Source organism: Paenibacillus sp. FSL L8-0641 (assembly GCF_038006265.1).
GTDB classification, from domain to species: Bacteria; Bacillota; Bacilli; order Paenibacillales; family Paenibacillaceae; genus Paenibacillus; species Paenibacillus polymyxa_D.
In genome coordinates this window covers 2,024,443-2,039,060 of sequence record NZ_JBBOUW010000001.1, presented here as the reverse complement: position 1 = coordinate 2,039,060, position 14,618 = coordinate 2,024,443, and the positions used below count along the sequence as shown (strand labels likewise).

The 14,618-nt window shown below is 46.9% G+C and carries 14 protein-coding genes, 1 tRNA gene and 1 pseudogene; 7 read left to right on the top strand and 9 right to left on the bottom strand.

The window, feature by feature from the left end:
• The first annotated feature begins 78 nt into the window (after positions 1-78).
• Positions 79-1,314, top strand: coding sequence for an MFS transporter (locus MKY16_RS09285; protein ID WP_340955108.1), 1,236 nt, complete (start codon positions 79-81; stop codon positions 1,312-1,314).
• A gap of 86 nt (positions 1,315-1,400) precedes the next feature.
• Here the strand turns inward: MKY16_RS09285 and MKY16_RS09280 are convergent, their stop codons facing one another.
• The 3 genes from MKY16_RS09280 to fabF form a co-directional block, all read right to left on the bottom strand.
• Entirely contained in the window at positions 1,401-2,141 is a 741-nt protein-coding gene (locus tag MKY16_RS09280; RefSeq protein WP_340955106.1) for a zinc ribbon domain-containing protein, read from the bottom strand.
• Between the two features lie 107 nt (positions 2,142-2,248).
• The gene (locus tag MKY16_RS09275; RefSeq protein WP_029516740.1) at positions 2,249-3,202 is read right to left on the bottom strand and encodes a helix-turn-helix transcriptional regulator; all 954 of its coding nucleotides are present in this window, start codon (positions 3,200-3,202) and stop codon (positions 2,249-2,251) included.
• Positions 3,203-3,495: 293 nt separating this feature from the next.
• Positions 3,496-4,734, bottom strand: coding sequence for a beta-ketoacyl-ACP synthase II (gene fabF, locus MKY16_RS09270; protein WP_029516739.1), 1,239 nt, complete (start codon positions 4,732-4,734; stop codon positions 3,496-3,498).
• 163 nt (positions 4,735-4,897) lie between these two features.
• Between fabF and MKY16_RS09265 the strand changes: the two genes are divergently transcribed.
• The 4 genes from MKY16_RS09265 (at position 4,898) to MKY16_RS09250 (ending at position 9,961) form a co-directional block, all read left to right on the top strand.
• Positions 4,898-5,737: a helix-turn-helix transcriptional regulator gene (locus MKY16_RS09265; protein WP_023988057.1), complete on the top strand. Its 840-nt coding sequence runs from the start codon at positions 4,898-4,900 to the stop codon at positions 5,735-5,737.
• Between the two features lie 136 nt (positions 5,738-5,873).
• Positions 5,874-7,688: a DEAD/DEAH box helicase gene (locus MKY16_RS09260; RefSeq protein WP_039270042.1), complete on the top strand. Its 1,815-nt coding sequence runs from the start codon at positions 5,874-5,876 to the stop codon at positions 7,686-7,688.
• Position 7,689: 1 nt separating this feature from the next.
• Positions 7,690-8,640 (top strand): YqhG family protein, encoded by a 951-nt coding sequence (locus MKY16_RS09255; protein WP_340955104.1) that lies wholly within the window; start codon positions 7,690-7,692, stop codon positions 8,638-8,640.
• Positions 8,641-8,899: 259 nt separating this feature from the next.
• Entirely contained in the window at positions 8,900-9,961 is a 1,062-nt protein-coding gene (locus MKY16_RS09250; protein ID WP_340955102.1) for a hypothetical protein, read from the top strand.
• Positions 9,962-10,060: 99 nt separating this feature from the next.
• On the opposite strand, the gene MKY16_RS09245 is transcribed toward MKY16_RS09250, so the two are convergent.
• Positions 10,061-10,252 (bottom strand): YqzE family protein, encoded by a 192-nt coding sequence (locus tag MKY16_RS09245; protein WP_340955100.1) that lies wholly within the window; start codon positions 10,250-10,252, stop codon positions 10,061-10,063.
• A gap of 208 nt (positions 10,253-10,460) precedes the next feature.
• Between MKY16_RS09245 and MKY16_RS09240 the strand changes: the two genes are divergently transcribed.
• On the top strand, positions 10,461-11,222 hold the full coding sequence (locus MKY16_RS09240; protein WP_340955098.1) for an N-acetylmuramoyl-L-alanine amidase: 762 nt from the start codon (positions 10,461-10,463) through the stop codon (positions 11,220-11,222).
• Here the strand turns inward: MKY16_RS09240 and MKY16_RS09235 are convergent.
• From MKY16_RS09235 to MKY16_RS09225, 3 genes and pseudogenes are all read right to left on the bottom strand, one after another.
• Positions 11,197-12,130, bottom strand: a pseudogene (locus tag MKY16_RS09235) (divergent polysaccharide deacetylase family protein). The gene MKY16_RS09240 and the pseudogene MKY16_RS09235 overlap by 26 nt on opposite strands.
• Positions 12,131-12,254: 124 nt before the next feature.
• On the bottom strand, positions 12,255-12,767 hold the full coding sequence (gene msrA / locus MKY16_RS09230) for a peptide-methionine (S)-S-oxide reductase MsrA (RefSeq protein ID WP_340955096.1): 513 nt from the start codon (positions 12,765-12,767) through the stop codon (positions 12,255-12,257).
• Between the two features lie 174 nt (positions 12,768-12,941).
• Positions 12,942-13,026 (bottom strand) — tRNA-Leu (locus MKY16_RS09225).
• Between the two features lie 222 nt (positions 13,027-13,248).
• On the opposite strand from MKY16_RS09225, the gene MKY16_RS09220 reads away from it, so the two are divergent.
• Complete coding sequence (locus MKY16_RS09220) at positions 13,249-13,785, top strand: hypothetical protein (protein ID WP_340955095.1); 537 nt, start codon at positions 13,249-13,251, stop codon at positions 13,783-13,785.
• 139 nt (positions 13,786-13,924) lie between these two features.
• Here MKY16_RS09220 and MKY16_RS09215 read toward each other — a convergent pair whose 3' ends face one another.
• Together MKY16_RS09215 and MKY16_RS09210 are read right to left on the bottom strand one after the other, a co-directional pair.
• On the bottom strand, positions 13,925-14,254 hold the full coding sequence (locus tag MKY16_RS09215; RefSeq protein WP_013309744.1) for a carboxymuconolactone decarboxylase family protein: 330 nt from the start codon (positions 14,252-14,254) through the stop codon (positions 13,925-13,927).
• Positions 14,255-14,360: 106 nt separating this feature from the next.
• Entirely contained in the window at positions 14,361-14,582 is a 222-nt protein-coding gene (locus MKY16_RS09210; protein WP_029516731.1) for a hypothetical protein, read from the bottom strand.
• Positions 14,583-14,618 lie beyond the last annotated feature (36 nt).

Here is a 14,618-nt window from a genome sequence, read left to right as displayed (position 1 = left end):
ACCTAAATTAATTACATACCAATCGGTATATTATACTTAACGGTATGTAACTTACAGAAAGCGATGTGGTATGTGAAAATGAAGACGTCAGAAGAAAAAGCGGTACTCTTCCCTCATCAAACGGTAGCAAATGCTACCGAAACAGCCCCCATTCCCTCCCTGTCCCGATCTGTGGCACTCCTATTTGCCATAGCCTGCGGGCTGGCTGTCGCTAACATTTACTATGCACAGCCACTGCTGGATGCGCTGGCAAATGAATTTGGCATTACGCACTCATCGGTAGGCATGGTCATTACCATCACGCAAATTTGTTATGCATTGGGTTTATTGCTGCTCGTCCCGCTTGGCGATCTTTTGAATCGACGGCGGCTGATTGCTGGGCAAATGCTACTGTCCGTGCTGGCATTAAGCGTGGTTAGCTTTGCTCCTACTCGTACAATACTGCTTATGGGAATGGCAATGGTTGGACTGCTGGCTGTAGTTACTCAAACACTCGTGGCTTTCGCCTCTACCTTGGCTAATCCGACTGAACGGGGTAAGGTCGTAGGTCTGGTGACCAGTGGAGTCGTTATCGGCATTCTGCTTGCACGAACCGTGGCCGGTGTATTAACTGATCTGGCAGGCTGGCGTTCAGTTTACCTTGTTTCTGCTATACTTACGCTGTTTATGGCTGTAGCTCTGTTGCGGGTGTTGCCAAAGAACGAACCCACGAGTGCGGCACTTTCCTATCCGCAGCTGCTCCGATCGGTTATCTTGTTGTTCGTGCAAGAACGAATTCTACGCATTCGCGCTGTCCTTGCGTTGCTCATTTTTATGGCATTCAGCATATTGTGGACTTCGCTTGTGTTACCTCTCAGTGCCCCGCCTCTATCTCTTTCACATACAGCCATCGGAGCCTTTGGCCTGGCTGGAGTCGCCGGAGCATTAGCAGCAGCACGAGCAGGGCGTCTTGCTGATCAAGGCTTGGGACAACGGACGACAGGTATCGCACTCGTTGTATTGCTGCTGTCCTGGTTACCTATCCGCTACACCGAGCATTCTTTGTTCGCTTTAGTTCTTGGCGTAATACTTTTGGATTTGGCCGTACAGGCTGTACATGTCACCAACCAAAGCTTGATTTTCAATGTTCGCCCTGAGGCACGGAGCCGACTTACCGCAGGCTACATGATATTTTATTCCATCGGTAGCGCCACCGGGGCTATTGCTTCCACTCATATGTACATCTATGCCGGATGGAACGGGGTGTGTCTATTAGGAGCTGGTGTCAGTGCTCTGGCTCTCATCTTTTGGGCTGTGACCCGACGTTCAACTTGATGGGGAGAATGCTATGGATTGAATCAGAAAAAACCGCCGGGTCCACGACAATGACCGGGTGGTTCTCTTCTGTCACGACAAAATCATCACTTGATTGCGATATAAATCAAAACAGGTTCATCAGGACTGCCATACACTTCAAAATCACCTGTGTATGTCCGCTCCCCTTGTCCCGTGGCAGCCCACTCCCAGATCGTCTGCCATACTCGGAAGATAGAAGAGGGTTCCTGAGTTGTCTGAAAAATGGCGTAGCGTGCAGCCGGAATAACAAGTTCTTCAAGATCGTCAGGAGTTTGGAAATCAATAGCCGCTTCCTTCCCGATAAAGAATGTATACTCGCCCAAAGCTCCATTTTCATAGTCAGTATAGCAACCATAGACGGAAGCAGATCCTTCATGCCCCCTGATCCGACCTGGCACACCCTCGCTCCAAAAACGTTCCCACATATTTGGAATGATCCCGTGAGATGTTTGTTCCTTCTGATTATTTGTACGTGCTTTTAGTCCAATTAAATGGATTTCACCTCGGTATTCCTCCCGAATGGGTCCATCAAGTTGAAGCTCTGTATCCTCTAAAGACCTCCACCTTTTCAAATGCGGTAGGTAATTACGCAGCATCGAAGTCGCTTCTTCTGCCTGCATCCCCTCTTCTACCAGGATAGGCACACACTGCTGAATCATCCCCTCCATAGTCAATTCAGGCTGTACAAATTCGCCTTCCTTGTAACAATACTTGCAATACTCATCCGTTTTATGATGTTGTGCATCCGTTCCATATTGGTCCTCATGCTCCAGCGGCATCCCACAACTTTGACAAGCTTTATCCATCCTCGTAAATCCCCTTTCGCTATCTGATATCAGGTATGCCACCAGTATAACGAAACAAACCTGACAACTATGGGTCAGGTTTGTTTTACTTTAATCTAAGAATTCCTTTATGATTCCCGAACTTCTTCGTAATTAGACGCAATACGCAGCGCCATCTTATGAATCTTATCCCGCAAATGGGCTGGTTCTTTGACAACCACATCCGGTCCCAGGCTTAAAATAAATCCGTACGCCCATGCATCCTCAGGAAACGGGACCGAGACCGTATAGATCCCTTCCTCCTGCTCGGTCAATGCTTCTACGCCAAACCAGTCCTCCGCCAGATGCCTTGAGTTACGGTTAAATTGTAGCGTAAATGGTTGTACGGCCCTGGATACCTCCATCCGCCCCTCATTCCACGGCAACACTTCATAAGAAAGATCCCTGCGAGCAAAAACGGTCTCTGTAACCACAAGGTCACTCATGCGGGAAAGCTTGAATAGACGAAACTGCTCCCTATCGGGACAATATGCATATACAAACCATTGTTGTCCTTTCAGAACGAGCGTATGCGGTTCAACATTCCGTTCTGTAATGGCTCCCCCCGCATTTCGATAGGTAAAGGCGACAGTGCGCGCTTGGCTCATTGCTTCTTTTACCTTTATCAATTTGCCTTCCTGCGCAGCCCGATTTCCCCATCCCGAATGATCGACGATAAACTGTGTGGTATGGACACTAAATTGCTCTTTCCCAGACTCTGGTATAATACTTTCAAATTTATGAAGTAACCGCGACACATTCGGGCCACCCAACGACGAGGACAAACTCTGCAGCCCCATTACAATGTCCTTGACATCATGATCCGTCAACATACTACGATCCAGGCGGTATCCTTCCATCAAGCCGATCCCCCCATTGGCTCCCTGATAAGTCACCACCGGAATACCTGCCATACTAATCGCTTCAATATCTCTATAGATCGTCCGGATCGAAACCTCATATAAATCAGCCAGTTCCTTCGCTTGTATTCTATTTTTCTTTAGTAGCAAAATGACGATAGAAAGCAATCGGTCAATTTTCATTTTTTCAAAACCTTTCACCATTAATAAAAATAAGCCATGAACTCCTCATCGTATTCCTTCATCTTACTCTATCTCTTATCTTGGGATTTAGCAAAAATCCATTGAGCGACTTTCAATAAACAAGATATAGATCGAAATGGTTTAGTTCGTCTATATCTTGCACTTCAGAGCCACTAGTATCGAATTTTGCAAAATCCGGATCTAAAATGAATCTGTTATTCTTCAATTAAAATAACCTCAGGTACTCTATCCAGCCGAATAGAATGCCTGAGGTTTCAATAACTCCTTACAAATTATGATTCGTAGCGCTTCAGCACAATGACCGCATTATGACCACCGAAGCCGAAAGAATTAGATAGCCCAATATTTAGTAGAGCCTTGCGCGCTTCGTGAGGCACATAATCCAGATCGCAAGCCGGGTCCGGATTGTCCAGGTGCATCGTTGGTGGAATGATGCCCTCCCGTAGGCTTTGCACAAGCGCAATCGCTTCGACCCCGCCCGCAGCTCCCAGCATATGACCCAGCATGGACTTATTCGCAGTAACCGGAATCTGATAGGCATAGTCGCCAAACAGTTTGTGGATTGCCAAAGTTTCAGCGGTATCCCCTACAGCTGTACTCGTTGCGTGGGCACTGATCACGTCCACTTCTTCCGGGGAGATGTGAGCCGAACGAAGGGCCGCTTTCATCGCCAAGTAAGCTCCGGTTCCTTCGGGATGCGGTGCAACCATGTGATAAGCATCCGAACTCGCTCCATAACCGATGACCTCACCATAGATTTCCGCTCCCCTCCGGGTAGCGTGCTCCAGCGACTCCAGTACTAGGATGCCTGCTCCTTCGCTCATGACAAAACCGTCACGATCTTGATCAAACGGCCGGCTTGCTATCGAAGGCTCCTCGTTACGTGTGGACAAGGCTGTTGCATTAGCGAAACTTGCCAAGGCCAATCGGGACACCGCTGCTTCAGCTCCACCGGCAAAAATGACATCCGCATCTCCTGTACGAATCGTCCGAAACGCCTCTCCAATTGCTGTATTCCCAATAGAGCAAGCCGTCACGGGGGAAAGCGTAGGTCCCATCGCTCCAAACGCGATACTAATTTGAGCAGCAGCCATATTTGAGATCATCATGGGTACCAGCGTCGGGCTAACTCTGCCCGGTCCACGCTGTAGCAGTACATCTACATTGTCCACCAACGTATCCAAACCGCCGACTCCCGATCCCACATAAACACCGACACGCTCCAAATCGGTGTGATCCAGTTCCAGACCGGAATCCTTGAGCGCTTGCTCTGCCGCATATAGTGCAAACTGAGTAAACCGATCCATTCGTCTAGCATCTTTACGTCCCCATTGCTTTTCTGCATCAAAATCCTGTACCAGTCCAGCAATTTGTGCTTTCAAATCGGACACATCGAATGTATCAATTTTACGTATACCTGAATTGCCTTCCAGCAAATTCTTCCACAACGTGTCCACTTCATTACCCAGTGGGGAAACGACACCCATACCTGTTATCACTACTCTTTGCATAAGCTATTCATTCCTCCTGCTCGGTGACTTACTTATAATCCTCATTTTACCCTCGTCTTATCCTATTACAAGTGTTTGTTTATCCTGGTATAATGAACACTACTATAGTACACGCCTTATTGGCTCACTTCGGATATACCCATTGAATGGAGAGAAAATACCTATGAAAACGGAAGCACGTCTGGAAGCACTATCTGTTTTTCTAAAAACAAAAAGAGCCCGCCTACACCCACATATGGTCGGTCTTCCCCAAGGATCACGTCGGAGAACACCAGGCTTGCGCAGAGAAGAAGTCGCTCAGCTGGCTGGTGTCAGTACGACCTGGTATACCTGGCTGGAGCAAGGACGAGATATTAAGGTGTCCGCCTCTGTGTTGGATGCTATTGCTGCCGCATTGCAGTTGAACACAGACGAGCGCAAATATTTGTATGATTTGGCGATCGAGGCTGGGTCTCACAGCCTTCCTGCTCCTGCAGAGCAAGCCGTCATTTCCCCCTCTCTGCAAAAGATCGTACAAGAGCTGCACTACTGCCCTGCTATTATTTCAGATCGGCGCTGTCATATTGTTGGCTGGAACGCCGCTGCTGCTCATGTTTTTATGGATTTTGCCGAGCTACCACATGAGCAACGCAATATGATTGAACTGCTATTCACCAAAAAGGAGTTTAAAAGTCTAGCTGTGAATTGGGAACACTTTGTAAAGGGGTTCCTTGCTATTTTCCGCGCTTATTACGGGCAATACGTGACAGATCCCTGGTATGCACAATTTATACAAAATATGAGCCAGGCCTACCCGGAGTTTAACGAGCTTTGGAATCAGAGTGAAGTAAGCTCTGCACCGGAGGTGCTCATTGAATTTCGTCATGCGAAGGCTGGCAAAATGCTATTTGACCTAACTTCTCTTCAGGTACAAGGCAGTGTTGATCTCCGTTGCAGCATCTACACCCCCAATGCGCAAACCTCAACGGAAAGTAAACTCCAAAAGTTAATGGAAGGCAGCTAAAGGATTTCATCCCTCCTGTTATGAAGATATCATTTTCCGTCCATACTACATCTACGATCTGTGCAAAAATAGATGCCACGTATGTGACAGAACCAAGAGCTTCAACTGTGCTACTACCAGGAGGGAGGGAATCATCATGAAAGCCAAATCGACAAGTTCCCCGCACATACACAATCAAGCGCCACTGCCTGTTCCGGTGCAATTTGATCGAAGCTGGCAGGATGAGCTGGATCAACGCCTACGCAAAGGCGGCCCTTGGGGAGATTGGAATCTGTATCAGCTGGCCATTGAGGCAGAAAAAGTCAAACTGGTGCCGAACTTCGATGAGCTTCAATGTCTACAGCATTTGCAAGACCTCACTCCACTACCCCATCAGCTGGATACCGCTCGGAAGGTACTGTTTCAAATGTCCGGACGTGCCATTCTTGCCGATGAAGTCGGCCTGGGCAAAACGATCGAAGCTGGAATGATCCTAAAGGAATATCTGGTTCGCGGGCTGGCTTCCAAAGTGCTTATTCTCGTACCCGCATCCCTGGTCCTACAATGGGTGCGTGAGCTGAACAGCAAATTCGGTATTCCCGCTGTCGCCCAGAAAAAAGCGTATTCTTGGTCTTCCGAGGTCGTCGTGGCCTCTATGGATACCGCCAAGCGGGAGCCCCATAGTAACATCCTGCTAGATACCGATTATGACCTGCTCATTATAGACGAGGCTCATAAGCTGAAAAATAAAAAGACATCCAACTACCAGTTCATTATGAAGCTGCGTAAAAAATATTGTTTGCTTCTGACAGCAACACCTGTACAAAACGATCTGTCTGAGCTGTTTAACCTGATTACACTGCTCAAGCCCGGTCAATTGGGGAGACATGGCGATTTTTCAGCCAACTTTGTTGTAGATAAACGTCTGCCCAAAAATGAAGATCAGCTCAAGGATGAGCTATCTAAAGTTATGATCCGCAATCGTCGCGGAGAAGGCCCGGTTCAATTCACCAAACGAAATGTTTCCAACATTCACTTGGAACTTTCGCCGGAAGAGCAAGCACTGTACGATGGGGTGACCTCTTTTGTCAAAGAGCAATACCAGGCGAATGGCGGAAATCTAAGTAGCATGCTGTCTCTCGTCACCCTTCAACGGGAAGTGTGCAGCAGCCGGGACGCTGTGTTCGTGACGCTGGTCAATTTGTCTAAAAAGATGGCCCCAGACTCTCCCCTACGCGATCGTGTCTGGGATTTGGTTGCACACATTAAAGCGATCAAGGCCAATTCCAAAGCAGAAAAAGCGCTCGAGCTTATCCGTCAGATGAACGAAAAAGTGATCATTTTTACAGAATACCGGGCCACACAGGAGTATTTGCTAAACTATTTCCGTGACCGTGGCCTATCTGCTGTTCCTTACCGAGGCGGTATGAACCGTGGACGCAAGGATTGGATGATGGATCTGTTCCGTGGACGCATTCAGGTCATGATTGCCACCGAAGCGGGTGGTGAAGGCATTAACCTGCAATTTTGTCACCATATGATTAACTTCGATTTACCATGGAACCCCATGCGCGTGGAGCAGCGGATCGGACGGGTGCATCGACTTGGACAGACGCATGATGTTAATATTTTCAACTTGTCCACAACCGGAACGATTGAGGAGCATATCCTACATCTGCTGCATGAAAAAATAAATATGTTTGAGATGGTCATTGGCGGATTGGACGTTATTCTGGAGAAGTTTGAGAAGAAAGAATCTATTGAAAAAAGTTTGTATAAAATCATGCTTGAATCCAGTAGCGATGATGAAATTCGCAAAAAAATGCAAAAACTGGGCCACTCGCTGGATTCCATCAAACAGGAAATGGAACAACTGCGCACAGACCAGCCAAACACCGAGGATTTATTAGGCTTAGCAGGCAATACGGTTCCTCCGGGTAAAGCTCGACGCAGTGTGAAGGGAGGTCGCTAGTTTGACCATGGATGCACAGCAAGTCAAGCGTTTTGTCCACACTTATCTGGAAGCTACCGGATGCAGTGTCATTGAGAGGTCACCCCACCATGTAACCGTCAAGCTTTCTCCAGAAGCGGATAAAGCCTTAACAAACCGGCCCTACTATTGGGGATACGTAGAGCGTACTGGCGTTCCAGCGCAGACGATGTCCTTCACCTTCATCTTTGATGCGGAAGCCTATCGCACAGAACAGGAACGTTTAGCGGACCATACACCCCCAACTCCAGCATCAGGCAACGCAGCACAAGATCAGGTCATGGGGCGTTTCTTCGGTCATGTACCGACATTACCACAATTGGGACCTGGACGTATTTTGCAGGAGGAGCTTCGATATGGAAGCCGTCGGCTGCACCAAATTTTTGAAGCCGCACGGGATGGAGGAAAATATGTTTATTTGTTTGAGCAGCCTGATGCCCGTCAGTTGTCTGCCCGCTCTCCCGTAGTCTATGAAGCTTGGCTCAGCATCTGCTATAAAATTGAATTCGCTTGCGATTTGAAGCGTGAGGAACTTCATTGGCTAGGTATTTCGCTCAAAAGCGGCACCATTGTAACCGATTTTGGCGCCATGCTCGAAACCCGGCAGCTCAGCCCGCTGCTGGCGGGCAATATGCATGTACAGCCTGCCAAGCTATCTGTCCCGGAAGCTTCCACCTCGCTTGAAAGCTACCTCACTGAACAACTCCGTCAGCAAGATTATGGTTGGGCTGAGCAGGCGAAGGAACGATTGCGCGAGGAATTGGAGGTCATTGACCACTACTACGAAGATCTAATCAAGGAGCAGAAAGAGGAAGAGGAAAAAAAAGAAGCCATATCCGAGCAGCATCAAGCCCGCCGTAAAGAAATGGTATGGCAATATGAGCCAAAGGTACTCGTATCCGCCATTAACTGCGGGATATTTCATCTGCGGTAACCGATATCTCTCGCTCCTTCGCAGGAGAATTGCAGAGATATCGTCAGCTTGTAACATCTTGCTTCAGCCTACATCAGTTTCCGCTGCTGCAACCACGAGTTTGGTGAAACATGTCTCCTATGTATCGACAGCAAAAAGCGAACCTGGATACGACATTTGCGCCGACAAGGTGCAGCAGTCTTTTTATCGGACAGGCTGTATGCTGGATAAAAAAGAATGCCTCCGTCGGGCAATCAAGCCGACAGAAAGGTGGATTTCATTGAAGAAGAATCATTCCGGGCACTATAGCATAGGTATGATCGCAGCTGTTCTGATCGGCCTGTCCGCAGTCTGTCCGTTCACTTCCATTCATGCGGCTCCCTCAGTCGCTCAAGACAACAATTTAAACTCGGAGTCTCTTTACAACGATAGCTCGCGGGTTCCTCCATTGGAATCCGCGAGTCCTGCTACTCCTTCCCCTTCCCAGGATGACGTTTCCGCAAGTTTTCCTACACAGGAGCAAGGCGTACCTACGGGCGTAAAACAAGCTGCGGACAACAAGGTACAATCCTTATCGTCCCAACCCCCTTTTTCCTTGTGGAAAGATGCTGAGCTGAGCTATCATCCGCTCGGACCTGGAACCCATAGTTGGCTTGTTCAAGTAAACCGTGCAGGAGAATACATCGGCTACCTGATTATCGGATCAGACTCAAATGGCGCATATCAACTCAACGAATATGGGAATGGTCCAGGTGGACCTTATAGTATGGATGTACTTCGCCAATCTCTGGTGTCGCTCACAGAAACCGATCTTTCATCTATCGACAAGCTGCAAATCACACCTATGTATGAGGAACCGCTACTAGCCTACTGGCTGGTGCGTTCCTCTACAAGCAGCCAAATATGTATTGATGCTGTAACTGGCGATCCGTTACCTGTAGAAGTGGCAGATGGGAGTTGGAAACATAAGCTTCAGAACAACGTATTCTCTTCATCTGTTCCCTTTTTGAAAACACAGGCGCAGGCGGTTACGGTCTTGTCTGCTCCTTTCGATCCCTATGACGACCTGGGGTGGCTTCAACCCAAACAAAAGCTTTCCGTCCGTAACACAGGCCAATTTATGGATACACTGAGTATTTCGCCGCGTATTATATTTTCTGCCACAGGTATCAATTTTGCCTTTGGGGGTCCCTTATCTATTAGTGGGTATCAGTCCTGGATATCCCCAGATCATCCGTCCCAATCCAATTTATATGCGTTAACCTACCATCATGGACTTTCCCGATTTGTACCATTAAAAAAGTTATTATCAGCTGGCGAATTCTATCGTTTGGACTCCTAGTTATAAAGAAACATGATAATGATTCGGAATGATCTCTACAACATAAAAAGAGACCTCAAAATGGCATACCCTATGCCTCTTGTGGTCTCTTTGGCGAGCTTAATGTCGCTCCCTTCGCCCTCCGCGTGTGGATTTCATCCACATTTTCAGAGCGAGAGGCAACATGCCAAACCATTTGCTCCCCCACGGCTCTCTGGCTTGTTTTTGACTGCGCCGAACATCACGCGGCGTTTCCATATAGCGAACAATCCGCTGCGTAATATACGTCACCAGTTCGTCACTCTTCGCCATCCTCCATGACCTCCTTCAATCTGCGCCCATCCTTTCCATTTACGTTGCTTGGAAATATCGGATTTACACGTTAGGTGCAGATACAACTAGCTTGCTCATTTTCCAAAAGGTCTAACCCTTGTGGGAATAACTATGCATGGTTTCCCTTAAATGGAACATACTATCTTCAATCAGTAAATAATCAATTCGTCCACTGGAGGAATAGAACGTGCGGAATAAAAAGTTAAACAAGATAGGGCTGACAAGGCTGGGATTGAGTCTATGCATCCTTTGCAGTGCTGTATTTGCCCCATTTACCTATATAGCTGCTCAGCCCGACGATAAAAGTAACGAACCGAACAAGTATACAGATGTTCCGCCCAACGTACATTCGTCCTATCACGCTTTTGCCAAGCCCGTTGTCCTGATTGATGTAGGTCATGGCGGTGTGGATGGTGGAGCAAGTCACAAAGGAATTTTGGAAAAAGACATCAATCTCGCCATTGCTCAAAAGCTGTACTTGATTTTACGATCCCAGGGATATCCTGCTGTTCTGAATCGGGACAAGGATTACGCACTGAGTGACGACAACCGTTGGCTACAGTCCAAATCCCGGCATCTTAAAGACCTCGCCCAACGTAAAAGCCTAACAGAACAACTGCCCACCGCTTTGGTTGTAAGCCTGCATGTCAATTGGACCAAACGTGCCGAAAAACGGGGACCCATTGTGCTGTATCAGGATGAAGGCAGCAGCTATCTGTTAGCTGAACGGATTCAGTATTCATTAAACCGCTTATTTTGCATGAATAGAAAAACAGTGTACGGAAAACCCTTTTATCTTTTGAATAAAATCCAGCATCCTGCTGTCATTGTGGAAACCGGATTTATAAGTAACGAACAGGACAGAGCTATGCTTTCCGAGGATCGTGGTCAAAAAAGCATTGCAGGAGCTATTGCCGAAGGCATTATTGCGCATCTGACGGCCTGGTAGTGTTGGTGGCTGGGTCTCCCGTCCATCCCCATACAGTCCGTACCAAATCGCTAATACCCACAAATTTAGCGTGCTCCTTTAGCTTGGGAACCGACGAATGAAGAGCGGAGGATGTGTACATGCCCGACACGCCGACATGCCCAATCGTTACGCAGGTGTTGTGCTCATCCAGCCATTCAAACACTTTTGTAAGTTGCCGATTCACATGGGCGTGGGTATGGACATCATCCAGAAAAATATCATTGCGTACCGGTGGCATTCCTTTTTTAGCGGCAAGCTCAGGCACCACTGACCAATAATTAGTACGGCTATCGACAAAAAATAGTCCATGCTCCTTACAAACATCAAGAACTACAGACATAATGCGCTTATCTGAAGTGACCTTGGAACCCATGTGGTTGTTCATCCCTATCGCATAAGGAACATCCTTAATGGCTGCTGTCACCTTAGCGTGTACTTCTTCATCCGTCATATTAGCCTTAATTGCTCCGGGTCCGAGCCATTCGGGCTTTCCCTGTTTTGGCTCCATTGGAAGATGAACGATGACGTCATGACCACGCTTGTGCGCTTCCATAGCGTCCTGTTTGGTTGTAGACAGGAAAGGCATCACAGCAACAGTAATCTTAACGGGTAAATTTAAAATTTGCTCAGTTCCTTTCATATTGTTTCCCAGATCGTCAATAATGACAGCAACCATCCTTTGCGACTCGTCCTGTTTGTCTATTGCTTCTGCAACACCAGTACTACAGACCATGAATAACATGCATACCGAAATAGAGAACTACGGTTCTTCGTATTTTGGAGCTTGAATGGAATACAGGTACATAAGCTGGCTCTTTCCGACCGCGAGATGCCTTTAAAGCCTTTTTTATTATATTTCTCATGTGCAGCTTCCGTCGTGTACTCATTGCGGGTCAGCCTCCTTCTCTGTCCCTTCATTGTGTGAGTAACCTCGTCTAAATATGTATAAGGCAGACCATGGAATACTCCCTAATCTGCCTTATCGTGCGTGGAAACGTATGTTAAAGCCGCTTACCAGTTCTTATCAATAAATTCATCACGGCCCGATTGAGCCCGATCTTCCTTATAGTGCTTCACGTTTTTCTTATGGTAATCCTGATGATAATCCTCTGCTGGATAAAAAATCGAAGCCGGAAGGATCTCCGTTACAATTGGCTTATCAAAGCGTCCACTTTGTGCCAACTGCTCCTTGGACTGTTGGGCAAGCTCACGTTGCTGTTCTGTATGATAAAAAATTGCGGGTTTATACTGTGTGCCCCGGTCCTGAAATTGACCTTCCCCGTCGGTAGGGTCTGTTTGTGGCCAATATAATTCGAGCAGCTTTTCATAAGGAAACAGCTCAGGCTCAAACGTAATCTGCACCACCTCGTAGTGACCTGTAGTTCCTGTTTTAACCTGCTCATAGGTGGGATTGGGAATCGTTCCTCCAGTGTATCCTGACACAATGCCATGAATGCCCGGCTGCTCTTCAAACGGAGTCACCATACACCAGAAGCACCCACCTGCAAAAGTTGCTTTCTCCATCTTACATCCAACCTTTCAATAACTTCATAAAATTTTCTATCATATCTGGAAATCCATAGTTTGCGTGAAGACAAGAAACGTGTTCAGCTTAAACTATGAGCAAATCCCCAGAAATATAAGAAAAAGGTCTCTAAAACTGCTACGAGAGCAATTCTATAGACCTTTTCTAATGGATGCGGTCGAGAGGACTCGAACCTCCACGGGGGGTTAGCCCACACGGACCTGAACCGTGCGCGTCTGCCAATTCCGCCACGACCGCATATAAATTATCGTTTATCCTCGAAAGATCAATCTTTCTTAGCGACAAGATAGATCATACCATGCACATATCAAGATGTCAAACCTTTTATGTTCGTTAATTTCCTCTTGATAAAAAAGGAATAATAAACTAAAATAAGAACATAGGTTCTCGGGAATGAACGTTCCTTTCCTTCAATCGTTTATGAATTATCATCACATTTTCCTAAGGCGGTGAATGGTAATGACCTCTTTAGATACTACTCAGCATGAATGGTCTCTTGTGAAAAGTTATCTGCTCCTTACCTTTATTCAAAAAGTATTTGAGCGGGACAGCCTAATTCTTGAAGAAAGCGGTATGCTGAAAACCCCTGATCTTTATGTCGAAATGGTTAACGCAGGTGTAGATCGTACCGGAATCCTACTGTCTGAAGTAAAACATGAATTTAATAAATATCACATTCATGTTCTGGATATACAACAAAACCACTCCGGCGTTCACGCCACCTATATAAGTAAAGGCAATAAAGAACAGTTCAGTATGGCAATGCCAGCATTCCGCAAAGAAATGTATGAGCGGATGCGAGCATATCTGGGGCTCTCAACCTCTATGCCCCATACAGCTGCCCTTCCTTTACTAAAGAAACATCGCCCCGAATTACCAAACAATTCAACTTCCAACCCCCTACGCATCGTTGATCGAAGTTTGGTTACATCCTCTTTGGCTTATAAGCGTAAAACGTCTCGCCCTGCTGCTGTTGCCGCAAGCAGAAGAGCATAATCCCCGCACAATAAACACGCAAAAAAAAAGCTTCCGCAGACACCAACTGTCTCGGAAGCTCCTTTCCATATCCATCATATATCCAAATCGATCTATAACCGCTAAGATGAAGCATAAGCATATCTATTAATGATTCGCTTTATTGCAACGCCTTCTGTACACGCGTAACCCCTTGACTTAGAGCATGTCCTCCACCTACCGCTGCGGCTACAGCAATGGTCTCCATAATCTCCTGATCACTAGCTCCTTTGGACCGCGCCTCGTCTACGTGATAAAACGTGCATACTTCATTGTTGGCAAATAAGCCAATGCCTAGTGCAATCAGTTGCTTGGTTTTCTCATCTAAGCTGCCGGCTTGAAAGCACTCTCCGGTAAAGCGATGATATGCATGAACTACCTCGGGCAACTGATCTTCCAAATGGCTGATTTGATCCTTATATGCATGTACTTTTTCGTCCATAACCGTCATTGACACAGCACGTCCTCTCTGTTGGATTTTCCTTCATTACTGTGTCCGATTTAGAGTTTCTGTATGCCTAATGAATCACCCAGTTATTTTTATCCAACACCCATTCCTAATCCAGATCTATCGGATTGTGACGTGGCTCGCTGAACGGCTGATATGTATAGCTGCGATCCAATTTGACCACACGTCGATTCTGGCGGCGAATAAGCACCTGTTCATCATCCCATGCCAGTACAATGCCAACAACATCGTTGGTCTCCAATCCATCGCGTACGACACGCACCTTTTCACCGGAGAGTCGATAAGCATCCAATTCTTCGTCCATAATCATCCTTGTCCCCTCCTTATACACTTTTTTTAATAACAC

Excerpts from the sequence above, each read along its gene's own strand:
- MKY16_RS09285 (WP_340955108.1), top strand. The coding sequence starts at position 79 with ATGAAGACGTCAGAAGAAAAAGCGGTACTCTTCCCTCATCAAACGGTA.
- MKY16_RS09280 (WP_340955106.1), bottom strand. The coding sequence starts at position 2,141 with ATGGATAAAGCTTGTCAAAGTTGTGGGATGCCGCTGGAGCATGAGGAC.
- MKY16_RS09275 (WP_029516740.1), bottom strand. The coding sequence starts at position 3,202 with ATGAAAATTGACCGATTGCTTTCTATCGTCATTTTGCTACTAAAGAAA.
- fabF (WP_029516739.1), bottom strand. The coding sequence starts at position 4,734 with ATGCAAAGAGTAGTGATAACAGGTATGGGTGTCGTTTCCCCACTGGGT.
- MKY16_RS09265 (WP_023988057.1), top strand. The coding sequence starts at position 4,898 with ATGAAAACGGAAGCACGTCTGGAAGCACTATCTGTTTTTCTAAAAACA.
- MKY16_RS09260 (WP_039270042.1), top strand. The coding sequence starts at position 5,874 with ATGAAAGCCAAATCGACAAGTTCCCCGCACATACACAATCAAGCGCCA.
- MKY16_RS09245 (WP_340955100.1), bottom strand. The coding sequence starts at position 10,252 with ATGGCGAAGAGTGACGAACTGGTGACGTATATTACGCAGCGGATTGTT.
- msrA (WP_340955096.1), bottom strand. The coding sequence starts at position 12,767 with ATGGAGAAAGCAACTTTTGCAGGTGGGTGCTTCTGGTGTATGGTGACT.
- MKY16_RS09220 (WP_340955095.1), top strand. The coding sequence starts at position 13,249 with ATGACCTCTTTAGATACTACTCAGCATGAATGGTCTCTTGTGAAAAGT.
- MKY16_RS09215 (WP_013309744.1), bottom strand. The coding sequence starts at position 14,254 with ATGACGGTTATGGACGAAAAAGTACATGCATATAAGGATCAAATCAGC.
- MKY16_RS09210 (WP_029516731.1), bottom strand. The coding sequence starts at position 14,582 with ATGATTATGGACGAAGAATTGGATGCTTATCGACTCTCCGGTGAAAAG.